This is a genomic window from Bradyrhizobium sp. AS23.2, assembly GCF_001908185.1.
Classification (GTDB): Bacteria; Pseudomonadota; Alphaproteobacteria; order Rhizobiales; family Xanthobacteraceae; genus Bradyrhizobium.
In genome coordinates this window covers 1-15,614 of the sequence record NZ_LGHM01000079.1, presented here as the reverse complement: position 1 = coordinate 15,614, position 15,614 = coordinate 1, and the positions used below count along the sequence as shown (strand labels likewise).

The following is a 15,614-nucleotide window of genomic DNA, read 5'->3' as shown; positions in this document are numbered from 1 at the left end:
CAGCGCACCTCGCTGCCGAAATATGCAGGACGAACGGAGCCCGTAGGTAATCCTACGGAGGCGTCGGGTGATCGTGCGGGTCTCGCGGTCACGCATGATTAATGATTCATGTTGTAATCCAGCATCGATGCGGGCACTCCATCGAGGGCGTTGCCCTTCGTGAGGGTTCGTCAACGATGACGCGTGCGATACGGCCAACTGGCGTGGAAAATCTCCTCGGCGAAGAGGAGTTGATCGTTTCGAAGACCGATCTCAAGGGCCGCATCACTTACGCCAACAACGTCTTCGTCCGCATGGCCAAGTATTCCTACGCGGAGCTGATGGGCGCGCCCCACAGCATGATCCGCCATCCCGACATGCCGCGCTGCGTCTTCAAGCTGCTGTGGGATACCCTGCAGTCCAAGCAGGAGATATTCGCCTACGTCGTCAATCTGGCGAAGGATGGCAGCCATTACTGGGTGCTTGCCCATGTCACGCCGACGTTCGACGAGCGCGGCAATGTCGTCGGCTACCACTCCAACCGTCGCAAGCCCGACGCCGTGCAGATCGAGCGCATCAAGCCGATCTACAAGACGCTGTGCGCGGAAGAGGCGCGGCATGCCAATGCTAAGGATGGCATGCGTGCGAGCTTCGATGCGATGGTGGGACTGCTCAAGCAACAGGGTGTCGGTTACGATGAATTTGTGCTCTCTCTCTAAGGCGCAGGGAGCGACCGCGCTCGCGTGTGTTCTTGCTATCGTTGCGTTCGTTCTCTCGCTCACCGGTGTCACGGGAATTTCCGGCGCGGCGTTGCAGGGCGCGACGGTCGTGCTGCTCGGTTATGCCGTCTGGTGCCAGCATCGCACGGCAGCAGCCGTCGATGAGGTGGCCGATGTGTGCCGCAAGGCCGCGCATGGCGATCTCGAAGCGCGCATCCTGAGCAATCGGCAGGCCGGGCGGATCGGGGCGATCCAGAAGTCGGTCAACGACATGCTCGACATCACTGACGCCTTCGTGCGCGAGGCTTCGGCCTCGATGGACTACGCAAGCCGCGGCAAGTATTTCCGCAAGATCCTGGCGCGCGGATTGCCCGGCTCGTTCCGGCGTTCGTCCACCGTCATCAATTCCGGCACCGACAGCCTCGGCCGTCGCGTCGTCGAGATCGCGGATCTCGCAAAGCAGTTCGGCACGCATCTCGACGAGGTTGCGGGCACCCTCATGGGCGCGGCGACCGATCTTGAGTCCGACGCCGGCCAGATGGCGGCGGCGGCGGAGAAGACCAGCCGGCAGACCTCCGGCGTGCTCAGCGCCTCCGACCAGGCCTCGCGCAATGTCGCGACCGTCGCAAGCGCCGCCGAGCAGCTCGCATCCTCGATTGCCGATATCGGCCGCCAGGTGACAGGCTCGACCGCAAGCACGGGCCGCGCCGTCAATGAGGCTAATCGCGCCGGCAGCGAGATCCGCACGCTTGCCGACGCCGCGCTCCGGATCGGCGACGTCGTCAAGCTGATCAGCGAGATTGCCGAGCAGACCAACCTTCTGGCGCTCAACGCCACCATCGAGGCGGCTCGCGCGGGCGAGGCCGGCCGCGGTTTTGCGGTGGTGGCCTCCGAGGTCAAGAGCCTCGCCAACCAGACCGCGAAGGCGACCGAGGAGATCAGCGCCAAGGTTGGCGAGATGCAGCAATCGACGACGAACTCGGTCGCGGCCGTCGAGGCGATCGCGCAGACCATCACCGAGATCAACGGGATCACCGCATCGATCGCGACCTCGATCGAGCAGCAGGGGCTCGCAACCCGCGAGATCGCCCGCAACGTGCAGGAAGCCTCCGCCGGCACCTCGCAGGTCTCCTCCAACGTCACCGGCATCAGCGAAGCCGCCGCTGACACGGGCCGCGTCGCGAGCCGCGTCAACAGCGCCTCCGAACGCGTCCATGGCGAGGTCGAGACGCTCAGGCGCGAGGTGACGCGGTTCCTGCAGCGGCTGACATCGGCCGCGTAAGACCTCCGCGAAGAGCACGCGCTGCGCTGCTCACCCTCTCCCTTTGTGGGAGAGGCGGTGCCGCGATCCCGCGCCGGTTTATAAGCCCCGGTGGAACCACCAAAGCCTCAGCCCCCGCTTCGGGCGTTCCCGGGCTGCTGGTTCGTCCTCGCAGTCGGGAATGATTAGAGGCACGTCACCTTCCAGTTCGGCAAGTCGATCGACCAATTTTCGCAGGGGCGTCGGTACCGGTGAGGCGTCGCGCGTGAGGCTATGCCGAAGCTCTTTACCGATCACCCCGCAGATCGCCCGGCAATGCTTCGGTTCTAAGGCTTCAATCAGGTGAGGGTCTTGGGGCGGAAGGGGGTTCGCCATGACGGCCACCTCCGGCTTGGCGCACAGCCTCCTTGCGTGTGCACGGCTTACCTGCCACCGCTATCAGAACGCGCATCGGACTTGCCTGATCCGGCAGAGCCGAAATTTTTTTATCATAGGTGAATTTGCCGTGGAGCTCGCGACCCGCGAGGCGGTTTGAGACCGGCAGCCTAAGGGCCGCAATTTCTTCGGCCGTGAACCAGGTTCCCGTAGTACAATTATCCGCGCCATGGGAGGGACCTGAGAAATGGCTATTTATCGATTATTGCAAAGCTGCACGATCGGGCCAGAAGAGGCTAGCCGTATCACAGCGGCTTACGAGCAAGCGCTCCATACGCTCTGCGTCAAGGACCGCGACGACCCTCTAACGGAACTGATTGCGAAGAAGATAATCAAGATCGCGCAATCCGGTGTCGAAGACGCCGCACAAATTTCGGCTCTGGCGATACGGGAACTCGAACTACGCTAAGGTCTGCGGTCGCATTGCACGCGTTCTGCCGCTTGAAGCCGAAACATTTTCCGACCTGGATGAGTTTAGAGTAGGGGCTTCGCAAAGCGCGAGGCTGGTCATGGACCCGATATCGGCGAGCGACGTATTTCTGACCGTCGCCATCATGGGCACCACCTTCCTGATCGAGATCGGGTTTTTCATCCTGCTCGGAATGTTCTGAAAGGAACACGCTCTGTGCACTGCACAGCCGAACGTTTCTGATCGCGACGCAGATGCCCCATTCGGAAGGAGGAACCCCGGGGCGCCATGGTGGCAACTTCGATGTGAGCGAAGACATCGGCCGCAGCCTTCGGGAACCATTTCTGAGAGTGCCCCGTTAGTTTGTGGGGAGGGTCCGATTGAAGAGGACCATTGCCATGAGGACCGAATTCCTCGCTGCGATTGTGATAGCTGTTCTCGCCTCTAGTACGGGGCTAGCAGTCAGTTCTGTCGGCTCGCGGCCTTCCGAAAAGCAGTTCATGCCGGATGCCGTGCAAGCGGCGGGACGATTAGCTGAAGCCGTGGATCAGTTTTTGCCTCGGTCCGGCTAATAGCCGGCGCAACTCAAACGTCTAGGCGCTTTCGCGAAATCCCCAGTGGCCCGACCGGCGCCGCCAACCGCACATGAAGCGCCCGTGCGCCTGTAACGATCAGCAGTGACGCGCTTGCATGATCGACCGCCAATGAAATCGGCAAGCTCGTTAGCGACCTTGATACGGCGATCCTCAGCGAGTAGTGGATCACGAGCAGCGCGCCGATGATGAACATCGCGATGCCGATCACCGCCCACCATTTGATCCTTCTGGTCATCAGGTGCCCCTTTCTGCTGATGTCTTCATGACCCAACGGCACGCTGGCCTGCCTTGACCGACTTGCCTGTTGGTGCGTCTATCAGGTTCTCAAAGATGGTCGATCGAAACCGAGGCGAGCGATGCGCAAACTGCTACCTTTGCTGTTGCTTGGCGGTGCGGCAATGTCCGTAATCGTGCCCGCCACGGCGCAAACCTACGATCCCAGATATCCGGTTTGCCTGCAAAGATGGGTCTGGGGTGGCAGCACATATTTCGAGTGCAAGTTTACATCATGGGATCAGTGTCGAGCGGCGGCGTCGGGACTTCCGGCCATGTGCTTGGACAATCCCTATTGGTCGCAAGAGTATTCTAGATCGCCCCGCGGCCGCGCTAGATAATGATGTTGCCTTTCCTGCGTGTGGGTTCGACGGCAATTGCCGCTCTATAGAACTGGCGCGGCGGCGTAATCATTGACGGCCTTAGCGCGGAGCGGCTTAACCGGGCGCCACTCGATCTTCCTTGTCCGCCCCGCGCATCACGATCTTGAGTCAGCTTTCGCGCTAGGAGGGCATGATATGGTTCTCATCTCTCAAGATTGAAAATGCAGCGTGGTTGCAAAGTGTTAGCCGGTTCATAGTGTAGGCCAATCCTGAGGCTTATAAGCTCTGAAACAACCGTTCGGGAGGCGACGATGATCCCCGATTGGCTTACCCTTCCTGCGACCATCCTTTGTGTATTGTTCTTGAGCACCATCGTTTTGATTGCCGTTGGGGCTTGGTAGGCGACAGGTCAGGGCGGTGCTTGTGCGCGACGACATCGAGGATCAGACGAGAAGTCGTCGCTCGGCCAATTTCATCCCGCCGCCTTGTCTTCCTTATCTACCCCGCGCATGACGATCCGGAGCGCATCATCCGGCAACGGCCGCTGCAACGCCTTCGCCTCATCCGACGGCGCGCGCATCCAGGGCGGATGCTGACCCGCCGAGCTATTGATCTCTCAACGCGTTTTACGTCGGAAGGTCTCCCACAAGGGGAGAAGGGTTTGCCCATGTGATGATCGCAGGGTTGCGGGGGCTCGGCCTGCCGGCAGCCTATGTCAGCGGATACTTGCGCACCATTCCGCCGCCGGGCCAGCCGCGCCTGCAGGGCGCCGATGCCACCCACGCCTGGGTGTCGCTGTGGTGCGGGGCGGAGCTTGGCTGGGTCGATTTCGATCCGACCAATGATCTCCTGGTTGCCAACGATCACATCGTGCTTGCGATGGGCCGCGACTTTTCCGACGTCTCGCCGGTCGACGGCATCATCGTCGGCTCGCCGAAACAGAAGCTCGGCGTGGCCGTCGACGTGCTGCTGGTGGAGTGACGGTCGTTTCTCGACCGCGACGATCATTTCGTCGTATTCGAGGTCAATGCCTCCATGCTGGTGCATGGCCAGAACCCGGACGTTCCCTACAAGGATCCGTATGTCCGCCGGATTAAAATCGCCTTCGATGCCGTGCGGGAGCGCGTTGCGCGAGGGACTTGACGCCGCTGACCGCCAGGCGGCGCAGGTACGCGCACAGACCGGATTTCATCATCCAGCCCGCTTGGCACGGCTCTCCCTGTAACACGAATTCCACGGTCGGCCATTGGCCCGGCTGGCCCCGCATCGCCCGCTCCCAAGATGTATCTGGCCGTGACCGCAACCGTGATGTTGCGAAGCGGGAGTGCAACATTTTACGTATTTTCGTCCCGGGGTTTGGTCACTCGGCCCAAGATGGGCTATGCTGGTGCTTGCGTCGAGGGCGAGAATGATAGGGTCGGGAGCTGGCGTGGGAAACCACCGACAAGCGGGGCTGCATCCATGTTGACGTTACCGAGACTGGCGGCTGAATCTCTGGAGAAGTTGCTGGGCTCGTTCATGCGTCGCAGGTTCGACGAGTCCTATGCCAGGGTGCTGGAAGGCGCGACGCGCACCGCGATGGAATGCATCGGCAACAGCGACGCGCTCTATCACAACATCGAGCATACGATGCTGGTGACGCTGGCCGCCCAGGCGATCCTCATGGGACGCAATCTTCACGCTCACCTTGCGGCGGAGGACTACATCCATGTCCTGATCGCGTGTCTTGCGCACGACATCGGCTATGTCCGCGGTCTGTTTCCGGAGGATGACGAAGACGGTTTCCTGATCGACGAGGCCGGGACCAGGGTGTCGCTGCCGCGCGGCGCTTCGGATGCCAGCCTGATGATGTATCATGTTGATCGCTCGATACTTTTCGTGAGGCGGCGGCTGCCGCCAATCCGCGGTATCGACAGCGAGCGCGTCGCCCGCGCGATCGAGGGGACGCGCTTTCCGGCCCTCGAAGGGCAGGAGTACGATTGCGAAGCCTCGATCCTGCGCGCCGCCGACTTCATCGGCCAGCTCGGCGATCCCAACTATCTGCGCAAGGCCAATGCGCTCTACTACGAGTTCGAGGAGGTCGGCATCAACCGCCAGCTCGGCTACGACTCGCCTGCCGACATCGTGAATCGCTATCCACAGTTCTACTGGAACAGCGTCGCACCGCACATCCAGACCGAGATTGGCTACCTCAACAAGACCGAGATCGGCCGGCAGTGGATCGCCAACCTCTACAGCAACGTGTTCCGTGCCGAACGCGACATCCCGCTGTCGGGCCCGCAGAAATAGGTCGGGCCTCGTAGCCCGCATGGAGCGAAGCGGAATGCGGGACGCCAGCATCCGCAAATCCCGGATTTCGCCGCGCTCCATCCGGGCTACGAAACTTCGCTCATTGGGGCTACGATAGCGGGCTACGCCGTCGCGCAAATCCGTGAGTATGTCATGCGACAAAAAGCCGTCACCACGGACGTCCTCGACATCGGCTATCTCGAATACGGCGCGCCGGACGGCTGGTCCTGCATCATGGGCCACGGCTTCCCCTATGATGTGAACGCCTATGCCGAGGCCGCGCCGGTCATTGCACAGGCGGGTGCGCGGGTGCTGGTGCCCTGGCTGCGTGGCTACGGGGCGACGCGGTTTCGTTTCCCTGGGACGCTGCGTTCCGGCGAGCAGGCGGCGCTTGGTGCCGATCTCCTGGCCTTCATGGACGCGCTCGGCATCGAGCGTGCGGTCGTCGGCGGCTATGACTGGGGCGGGCGCGCGGCCTGCGTGGTCTCGGTGCTCAATCCCGAGCGCGTGATCGGGCTCGTCTCCGGCAATTCCTACAACATCCAGAACATCGCCCGCGCCATGGAGCCGGCTTCGCCCCCTGAAGAGGCCGCGCTCTGGTATCAATATCTCTTCCACAACGAGCGCGGCCGCCGCGCGCTGGAACGCAATCGGCGCGGTTTCGCGCGCCAGCTCTGGGCGATGTGGTCGCCGAAATGGACCTTCGACGACGCGACGTTCGTGAAGAGCGCGGCATCGTTCGACAATCCTGATTTCGTTGACGTCGTCATCCACTCCTACCGCCATCGCTACGCGCTGGTTGAGGGCGATCCCGCCTATGCCGCGATCGAGGCGAAGCTTGCCGCGCAACCGCCAATCCGCGTCCCGACCATCGCGATCGACGGCGACAGCGATGGCGTCAATCCCGGCACCTCCCATCATGCGCGCAAGTTCGAGGGCTTTTTCGAGCGGCGCGTGTTCACCGGCGCGGGCCACAATCTGCCGCAGGAGCGGCCCGCCGAATGGGCGCAGGCCGTGCTCGACGTACGGAAAGCGGCTGGACGGTCCTGATTTTCGCGATCGCAGGAACTTTTCGCATGTCCCGTCGTCCAAATCCTTAGCTGCACGTTAAGCTGCCAGGGAGATGTCCATGAGCCAGGAAAGCAAACCGAGCGGCCCCGACCTAACCAAGGGCGTGTCGCTGATCGAGTTCAGGGACGGCAAGCTCCTCGGTCATGTCGGCGAGGAGGATGTTCTGCTGGTGCAGGCCGGCAACGAGATCTTCGCGATCGAGCCATCTTGCAGCCACTACCACGGCCCGCTCGCAGACGGGCTGGTGGTCGGCGACACCATCCGCTGTCCCTGGCACCACGCCTGCTTTTCTTTGCGCACCGGCGAGGCGGCCCGCCCGCCGGCGCTGAACGCGCTTGCGGTCTGGGAGGTCACGCTTGATCGGGACCGGATCATCGTAGAGCGCAAGCGTGAAGCGCCGGAACCATCAGCATCTCACCGCAGCGCGCCAACACCCGAAAAATTCGTGATTGTCGGCGGCGGCGCCGCTGGTTTCGCTGCGGCCGAGATGCTCCGGCGCGAGGGTTTTTCCGGCGCCATCACCATGCTCAGCAATGACGGCGCGATGCCGGTCGACCGGCCCAATCTCTCCAAGGACTATCTCGCCGGTAGCGCGCCGGAGGATTGGCTGCCGCTGCGGGGTGAGGACTACTATCAGGACGCCGGCATCGACCTCAGGCTCAACACGAATGTGTTCGCGATCGATCCGGAGGCGCGGAGCGTGACGCTGGGCAACGGCGCCAAGCTGCCGTTCGACCGGCTGCTGCTCGCGACCGGCGCCGAGCCGGTCAAACTGACGATCCCGGGCGCCGACCAGCCGCATGTCCACACCTTGCGCTCCGTCGCCGACAGCCGTGCGATCATCAAGGCGGCCGGCAGTGCGAAGCGCGCGCTGGTGATCGGCGCCAGCTTCATCGGCCTCGAAGTTGCGGCCTCCTTGCGGGCGCGCAAGCTCGAGGTGCACGTGGTCGCGCCGGAGGAACGGCCGATGCAGCGCGTTCTCGGACCGGAGATGGGCGACTTCGTTCGCGCGTTGCACGAAGAGAACGGCGTCAACTTTCACCTCAAGGACACGGTCGAGAAGCTCGAAGGCACGCGCGCGACGCTGAAGAGCGGGCGTGTGATCGAGGCCGACCTGGTCGTGGTCGGCATCGGCGTCAAGCCGCGCCTTGCGCTCGCCGAGCAGGTAGGGCTTGCCATCGATCGCGGTGTGAGCGTGAATGAATATCTCGAGACCAGTGCATCGGGCATCTTCGCTGCCGGCGACATCGCACGCTGGCCCGATCCGCATTCGGGCCAAAACATCCGCGTCGAGCACTGGGTGGTGGCGGAGCGCCAGGGGCAGGCCGCCGCGCGCAACATGCTGGGACGGCAGGAGCGGTTCGACGCCGTCCCGTTCTTCTGGTCCCAGCACTACGACGTACCGATCAACTATGTCGGCCACGCCGAGAGCTTTGACGACATCGCGATCGACGGCAGCATTTCCGGCAGGGATTGCCTGCTGAAATACCGCAAGGGTGGCCGCGTGCTCGCGATTGCCTCAATTTATCGCGATCTCGACAACCTGAAGGCCGAGCTCGAAATGGAGCGATCGCGGGTCTGAGCGCCGCATTTGACCTTGATTTGCATCAATGTTGCTGCCGGCAGGGGCTGCTCTGCTGGGTGTTGTCCCGGCGCACGCCCGTGCTATCCTGAATTGTGCCTCCGGGCTTCGCATGCAGGAGTGGCGTCATGACAAGTGCTTCGGATACCTCACAACATCTTGGCCTCGGCTCCGGCATCGCCGCGGTGCGTGGCAAATGGGGCTGGATCGTCGCCCTTGGCGTCGTCTACCTCATCGCCGGCTTCATTGCGCTCGGCAGCGTGGTGATGGCGACGGTGGCGAGCGTGATCGTGGTCGGCGCGATGATGATCGTCGCTGGCATTGCCGAGATCATCGGCGCGTTCCAGCTGAAAAGCTGGGGCAAGTTCCTGATCTGGGCCTTGCTCGGCGTGCTCTACGTCGTCGCCGGCTTCCTGACCTTCGAGAACCCGCTGCTCGCGGCGGTCCTGCTGACGCTCTTTCTGGGCGCCGCATTGATCGCCTCGGGTGCGGTCCGGCTGTTCCTGGCATTCAACATGAAGCGCGAAAGCCCGTGGGTGTGGGTGGCGCTGTCAGGCGCCATCACGCTGCTGCTCGGTTTGCTGATCGTGGCACGCTGGCCGGTGAACAGCGTCTACATCCTCGGCCTGTTCCTCGGCATCGACCTGGTGATGGCGGGAGTCGGCTGGGTCAGCCTGGGCTTCAGCCTGCGGCGGCGCCATTAGGGCGCGCGCGGAAGGGGGCACTCATGCGTTGGCTTTATCTCGCCGTCATCGTGCTATTTGCCGCGGCGACGATCATCTTCGCCGCGCAGAATTTCGAGACTGTCACGATCTCGTTCTTCAGGATGAGTCTCAGCCTCCCGCTCGCCGTCCAGACCATCGTGGTCTATCTGCTGGGCGCTGCGACCGGCGGCAGCGTGTTCGCCCTGCTGCGGCGCTCGTACACGGGTTCGCAGCGAAGCATCGAATGAACCAGCAACTCGACGCAAGACCATCTTGCGGAACTCCGCTGAGCTGACGCGCTGACAAAAAGCAGCGCGCCGCGGGTTCGCCTCATGACGTCGCGCGACGATAATCATTGGGGAGAAATCATGAAAGCCGCTTTGGCCCTGGCCGCAGCGCTGGCTGCTGCCTGTTTGTCCACGCCCGTTTCCGCGCAAAAATCCTACGGTCCCGGTGTCAGCGACACCGAGATCAAGATCGGCAACACCATGCCCTATAGCGGCCCTGCTTCCCCGCTCGGCATCACCGGCAGGGTGATCGCGGCCTATTTCGACGAGGTCAACGAGAAGGGCGGGGTCAACGGCCGCAAGCTCAATCTGCTGTCGCTGGACGACGCGTTCTCGCCGCCGAAGACCATGGAAGCGGCGCGGCGGCTGGTCGAGGGCGACGGCGTCGCCTTCATTTTTGCGACCATGGGCACCGCGCCGAGCTCGGCGATCGCAAAATATCTCAACAGCAACAAGGTGCCGCAGCTCTTTCTGATCAGCTCGGCCTCGAAGTGGAACGATCCCGCCAACATGCCCTGGTCGATGGCGTTGCCCTGGGCGCCGAACTACACCAGCGAGGCCGCCATCGACGTCGCCTATGCCCGCGCCAAGAACCCGAATGCGCGCTTTGCGGTGCTTTATCAGAACGACGACGCCGGCAAGGAATACTTGCGCGGCGTCAAGGATGCGCTCGGCACTGAGGCCGACAAGGCGATCGTGATGGCGTCGAGCTTCGAGGTCACCGACCCCACCGTCGATTCCCAGGTGCTGACGCTCGCCAACACCAAGGCCGACGTCTTCATGATCTATTCGGTGACGCCGCGCGCCTGTGCGCAGGCGATCCGTAAAGCCCATGAGGTCGGCTGGCAGGCGACGCGCTTTCTCGCCAGTGGCTGCGCCAACAAGGCAACCGTGATGGTTCCTGCGGGCCTCGATGCCGGCAAAGGCGTGCTGTCGCTCGGCTCGCTCAAGCCGTTCGTGGCCGAGCCGAAGGACGATCCGGCGATGTCGGCCTACATCGATTTCATGAAGAGGCGCCTGCCCAACGCCGACGTCAACAATGTCGCCGGCCTCTATGGCTACACCGTCGCCGAGGCGCTGGTCGTCCTGCTCAAGCAGTGCAAGGACAATCTGACGCGCGAGAACATCATGGCGCAGGCAACCAACCTGAAGAACGTGCCGCTGTCGCTGCTGATGCCCGGCATCACGCTCAACACCACGCCGCAGGATTTCCGCCCCATCAAGGACGGCTATATGCTCCAGTTCGACGGCAACGACTGGATCGTGGCGAGCGAGCTCTTGCGCGGCACCTGACGCGCGGAGAAGCGAACGCCGAAGCAATCGCATATGGGGTCTCCATTGGAGACACGGATGTTTCGACAGCGTCATGCCCGGGCTTGTCCCGGCCATCCACGCCTCGCCGGACGGCACGAAGAATGTGGATGCCCGGGACATAGGCGAGCGAAGCGACGCCGTCCTTCAGACGGCTATGCCCGGGCATGACGACCTCTTGTAAATTTTCAGATGCGGAGCCCACGGCGAAGGGAGAGGGACCATGGACTTTCAACACTCCACGCGTTCGCTGGAGCTTCAGGAGCGTGTCCGCCAGTTCATGCGGACGCATGTCGAGCCGGTCGAGGAGCTCTATTACGAGCAGGTCAAGCCGGAAGTTGCGCGCTACAGGACGCCTCAGGTGCTGCAGGACCTGAAGCGGCTCGCGCGGGAGCAGGGGCTCTGGAACCTGTTCCTGTCGGGCGAGCACGGCCCGGGTCTGTCCAATCTCGAATATGCGCCCGTGAAGGAGATCATGGGGCGCATCCTCTGGGCGCCCGAGGTCTTCAATTGCTCGGCGCCCGATGTCGGCAACATGGAGGTGCTCGCCAATTACGGCACGAAAGCGCAGCAGGAGCGCTGGCTGAAGCCGCTCCTGGAGGGGCGCATCCGTTCCGGCTTCTCGATGACGGAGCCGCAGGTCGCCTCCAGCGATGCCACCAACATCCAGTGCGCGATCAGGCGCGACGGCAGCGACTACGTCATCAACGGCCGGAAATGGTTCACCTCCGGCGCGATGAACGAGGATTGCGAAATCCTGATCGTGATGGGCAAGACCGCGCCCGACGATCCCGATCGCCATCGCCAGCAATCCATGATCCTGGTGCCCAGAAACACGCCAGGCGTCCGCATCGTCCGCGACATGCTCACTTACGGCTACGACGACGCGCCGGTTGGCCACCCCGAGATCGTCTACGAGAACGTCCGCGTGCCCGCCGAAAACATTCTGCTCGGCGAGGGCCGCGGCTTCGAGATCGCGCAAGGTAGGCTCGGTCCGGGTCGCATCCACCATTGCATGCGCCTGATCGGCTGCGCCCAGCGCGCGCTGGAGTTGATGTGCCAGCGGTCGGTCTCCCGCGTCGCCTTCGGCAAGCCGCTTGCCGAGCAGGGCTCGGTACGCGAGGACATCGCAAATTCCTTCTGCGAGATCGCGCAGGCGCGGCTGCTCACGCTGCAAGCCGCCGACAGGATGGACCGCGAAGGCAACAAGGCGGCGCGCGACCTGATCGCGGCGGCGAAGATTGTCGTGCCGAGCATGGCTGCCCGCGTCATCGACCGCGCCATCCAGATCCACGGCGCCGCGGGCGTGTCGCAGGACACGTTCCTCGCCCGCGCCTATGTCTACGCCCGCTTCATCCGTATCGGCGACGGCCCCGATCAGGTGCATCTCGCCGCCGTCGGCAAGGAGCTGATCAAGCGCGGCGGTGTGATGGCAGGGTGAGCGTTGCGAGTTGGCCGAATGTGCGGACGCCGGTGTTGTCTTGACCAGAGCGTTTTCGAGTGAAGTGGATACCGGTTTGCGTAAAGAAAACGCATCAAAACAAGAATCTAGAGCCCCCGTTCCGATTCCATCGGAACGGAAATGGCTCTAGGACATCCTCTCGGACGGTTCAGGACACATCAGTCGAACAGCGTTCAACCACACCCGCTGTTTGGCGCGGTCCGCCTCGAGCAGACCGCGCCAACGGCATCTCACGATCAAGCGCGTGAGAGCGCGTCGAGCTTCCCGCGAAGCTCATCGATCGTTGGCTTCGCGATGTCCCCAACTCCGGGGACCGCCAGCACCTTGTCGCACATCTGGTTGATGGTCGGCGTTGCTGCCGCGATCAACTTGGCAAGAGCGCTCTTGCCTTCGGGGCTGAGCTTTGTCGCGAGGTCGCCGACGTCGTTCAATTGGGTCGCTGCTTCCCGAAGCTTGGGAAGGGCGGCCTGGGCGGAGGTGGCATCCGTGATGGTTGGCAGCACGGATCGCAAGGTGCTCATGGACGAGTTGACCTGGTTCGCCAGATTCACTCCTCCAATCGTCAGATCTGGCGGCGCCAGACCCACGGTTCCGGTCGCGGGCTGCACTGCGGCAGGACGCGGCAGTTCGGCCACGGTTTCGCTGGGCTGGCGCCCGGTGGCATACCAGAGAATTCCACCCAATGCGACCAGGGCGACCAACCAATACGGCCATTGCGACGATGCTGCGCTCGTTGCGGCCTGAGCTGCCCGACTGGCTCCGGCAATTGTACGCTCCGCGGCATCGGCAACTCGGCTTCCGGCGGCCGAAGCGGCTGCGGCACCGCTGCGTACGGTTCCCGCTGCGCTGTCGATGAGGCCGGCAGCGCTCAACTGATCGGCCAGGCCGGACGGAATAGCCGCGGTGATCTGATTTTTTTGCGAGCCGAGGAGCGACGCCAGCCCGCTTGCATCGAGGCCCGCACTGCGCTGATGTTGACTCAACGCCCCGAGGACTACGGGGGCGAGCATACCGAGTAGCGACTTGCTGGATCCCCCATCGAATCCTGCGAACTTGCCGATCGACTGCGCTATCGCGTCCGTTGCTCCGCCGCCGAACAGGCCGGACAACATGCTCGATCCGGTTTCCACGAGCGTGTTCTGACCTGAACCGCCGATGAGGCTTTTGAAATTCTCCAGCGACCCAGGCTGCTGCTGTGCCAACGTGCTGGAGAGCTGGCGCGCCCCATTCGGAGTGGAGGCCACATCCGCGAGACCCGCAAGCAGAGCGGGGACGGCGCCTCCAATTGCCTTTTGCGCGAGGTTGCGATCAAGACCTAGCGCAGAAGCGATCTTCGCAATCATGTCAGGGGTCAGGAACTGCATCACAACAGAGATGAGATTGGTTGCCATGCGATCTCTCCATTTTGCTTCTGGTTGTGAGGTGAGTTGTCTCCTTGGTTCCGATGCTGCGGCTTGGTCACGCTAGCCGCGTTTTGTCTGGCGATTGCCGCATCAGAAATTGTAGTTCGGGATTGGGCAAGTGAAGCGATCTGGCAGGCCGAATGTCTCGGCAACAGATTTGCGTGACTTGCCCATCGATCCGTTCATCGTGACCAGGCGCAGTGTGCACGCCCAAATCTCCGGCCTGTCTAGTCACAACACGGAGAGCGAGTGCCGCGAAGGATCTACATCCGGGGCACTATGCAGTTTTGGCCAAATGGGGCACCCGGTCCGCGTTCTGCGAATGCGCGCTCTCGGCCGGCCGAGCTTCCACCCTCGCGGGTGCCGGCGGGGTGATCTGCGTTAGCCGCCGATGACAACCCTCCTGATCTCGGGCATGACCCAGGCAAGGGCAAAAATGCCTCGAGATCGGGAGGATTTCATGAGCTACCAACACATCATCGTCGACGACCCGCGTCCGCGCGTCCGGCGCATCACGTTGAACCGCCCGGAGAAGCGCAACGCGCTGAACAATCGCTTGCGCAGCGAAATCTTCGAGGTGCTCGAGCAGGCCGATCGTGATCCCGACGTTTCGATTTCGATCCTGCGTGGCGCGGGCCCGTGCTTTTCGGCAGGCTATGATCTCTCCGCCGACAATCGCATCGACCAGCCCTATCACTCGGCGTCCGGACCGGGCCAATGGTCGCGCCACGTGGTCGAAGGCTGGTTCGGGATCTGGGATCTCGCCAAGCCCGTGATCGCGCAGGTGCACGGCTACTGCCTCGCCGGGGGCACCGAGCTCGCCACCGCCTGCGACGTCGTCTACGTCGCCGACGACGCGCAGATCGGCTATCCGCCGGTGCGGCTGATGAGCCCGCCCGACATGCAGTATCATCCCTGGCTGGTCGGCATGCGCCGCGCGATGGAATTGATGCTGACAGGCGATGCGATGTCCGGCCGCGAAGCCGCCGAATGGGGTTATGCGACGCGATCCTTCCCACTCGCTGAGCTGGAAGAGAAGACGCTCGATTTCGCCGAGCGCGCTGCCAAGGTGCCGATCGAGCTGCAGCAGCTCAACAAGCGCAGCGTGCACCGTGCGATGGAGATCATGGGCGCCCGCGCCGCCATCCGCGCCGGCACCGAGATACAGGCTCTGGCCTTCACGACTGAAGCGAGCAAGGCCTACATGGCCGGTTTCCGCCGCGATGGCGGTAGCGTGAAAACCCAACTCGACCAGCGCGACACGACGTTCGGGGATTATCGGACGAAGAAGGAGTGAGCAGAGGCGCACATCATCGTCCAGCAGTCACGAGCCAGCGGCTCAATCGATCATCTGCTCGAACGGGTGGAGATCTATGTTCGCGACGAGATCGGGTGGTCCGCTGCTGGCCGATTTTGTTGCAGAACTATCTTGAGGAGCAGGGCGAACCGTGATTCCGTCGAGGTGAAGCGGCCATCGACGGAGAGTTTCGATGATGGGGCGGTGCAAGAG

The 15,614-nt window shown here is 62.9% G+C and carries 14 protein-coding genes and 1 pseudogene; 13 read left to right on the top strand and 2 right to left on the bottom strand.

What is annotated here, in order from left to right:
* The first annotated feature begins 176 nt into the window (after positions 1-176).
* The 3 genes from AC630_RS17570 to AC630_RS17560 all read left to right on the top strand — a co-directional run bounded on the left by AC630_RS17570 (position 177) and on the right by AC630_RS17560 (position 2,803).
* Complete coding sequence (locus tag AC630_RS17570; RefSeq protein ID WP_074119754.1) at positions 177-698, top strand: PAS domain-containing protein; 522 nt, start codon at positions 177-179, stop codon at positions 696-698.
* A complete protein-coding gene (locus AC630_RS17565; protein WP_074119753.1) occupies positions 676-1,980 on the top strand; it encodes a methyl-accepting chemotaxis protein in 1,305 nt (434 codons plus the stop codon). The genes AC630_RS17570 and AC630_RS17565 overlap by 23 nt, the downstream gene beginning before the upstream one ends.
* Before the next feature lie 601 nt (positions 1,981-2,581).
* Positions 2,582-2,803, top strand: a complete 222-nt coding sequence (locus AC630_RS17560; RefSeq protein WP_074119752.1) for a hypothetical protein — start codon at positions 2,582-2,584, stop codon at positions 2,801-2,803.
* A 585-nt stretch (positions 2,804-3,388) separates the two neighbouring features.
* On the opposite strand, the gene AC630_RS17550 is transcribed toward AC630_RS17560, so the two are convergent.
* Complete coding sequence (locus AC630_RS17550; protein WP_143198116.1) at positions 3,389-3,676, bottom strand: hypothetical protein; 288 nt, start codon at positions 3,674-3,676, stop codon at positions 3,389-3,391.
* A 79-nt stretch (positions 3,677-3,755) separates the two neighbouring features.
* Here AC630_RS17550 and AC630_RS17545 point away from each other — a divergent pair, with 79 nt between their 5' ends.
* From AC630_RS17545 to AC630_RS17505, 9 genes and pseudogenes are all read left to right on the top strand, one after another.
* The gene (locus AC630_RS17545; protein WP_074119749.1) at positions 3,756-4,013 is read left to right on the top strand and encodes a DUF3551 domain-containing protein; all 258 of its coding nucleotides are present in this window, start codon (positions 3,756-3,758) and stop codon (positions 4,011-4,013) included.
* Positions 4,014-4,649: 636 nt separating this feature from the next.
* Positions 4,650-4,976 (top strand): annotated as a pseudogene (locus tag AC630_RS17540) (transglutaminase-like domain-containing protein); the annotation flags it as partial.
* Between the two features lie 480 nt (positions 4,977-5,456).
* Positions 5,457-6,284, top strand: a complete 828-nt coding sequence (locus AC630_RS17535; RefSeq protein ID WP_074119748.1) for an HD domain-containing protein — start codon at positions 5,457-5,459, stop codon at positions 6,282-6,284.
* A gap of 153 nt (positions 6,285-6,437) precedes the next feature.
* Complete coding sequence (locus AC630_RS17530; protein ID WP_074119747.1) at positions 6,438-7,334, top strand: alpha/beta fold hydrolase; 897 nt, start codon at positions 6,438-6,440, stop codon at positions 7,332-7,334.
* A 79-nt stretch (positions 7,335-7,413) separates the two neighbouring features.
* Entirely contained in the window at positions 7,414-8,937 is a 1,524-nt protein-coding gene (locus tag AC630_RS17525) for an FAD-dependent oxidoreductase (RefSeq protein WP_074119767.1), read from the top strand.
* Positions 8,938-9,065: 128 nt separating this feature from the next.
* On the top strand, positions 9,066-9,641 hold the full coding sequence (locus tag AC630_RS17520) for an HdeD family acid-resistance protein (protein ID WP_074119746.1): 576 nt from the start codon (positions 9,066-9,068) through the stop codon (positions 9,639-9,641).
* A 23-nt stretch (positions 9,642-9,664) separates the two neighbouring features.
* Positions 9,665-9,889 carry a LapA family protein gene (locus AC630_RS17515; protein ID WP_074119745.1) on the top strand — a complete coding sequence of 75 codons (225 nt, stop codon included), beginning with the start codon at positions 9,665-9,667 and terminating at the stop codon, positions 9,887-9,889.
* 120 nt (positions 9,890-10,009) lie between these two features.
* Positions 10,010-11,221 (top strand): ABC transporter substrate-binding protein, encoded by a 1,212-nt coding sequence (locus AC630_RS17510; RefSeq protein WP_074119744.1) that lies wholly within the window; start codon positions 10,010-10,012, stop codon positions 11,219-11,221.
* Positions 11,222-11,462: 241 nt separating this feature from the next.
* Positions 11,463-12,680, top strand: coding sequence for an acyl-CoA dehydrogenase family protein (locus tag AC630_RS17505; protein WP_074119743.1), 1,218 nt, complete (start codon positions 11,463-11,465; stop codon positions 12,678-12,680).
* A 257-nt stretch (positions 12,681-12,937) separates the two neighbouring features.
* Here the strand turns inward: AC630_RS17505 and AC630_RS17500 are convergent, their stop codons facing one another.
* Positions 12,938-14,092: a DUF937 domain-containing protein gene (locus AC630_RS17500; RefSeq protein WP_074119742.1), complete on the bottom strand. Its 1,155-nt coding sequence runs from the start codon at positions 14,090-14,092 to the stop codon at positions 12,938-12,940.
* Between the two features lie 472 nt (positions 14,093-14,564).
* On the opposite strand from AC630_RS17500, the gene AC630_RS17495 reads away from it, so the two are divergent.
* Entirely contained in the window at positions 14,565-15,401 is an 837-nt protein-coding gene (locus tag AC630_RS17495) for an enoyl-CoA hydratase-related protein (protein WP_074119741.1), read from the top strand.
* The last annotated feature ends 213 nt before the right edge of the window (positions 15,402-15,614 follow it).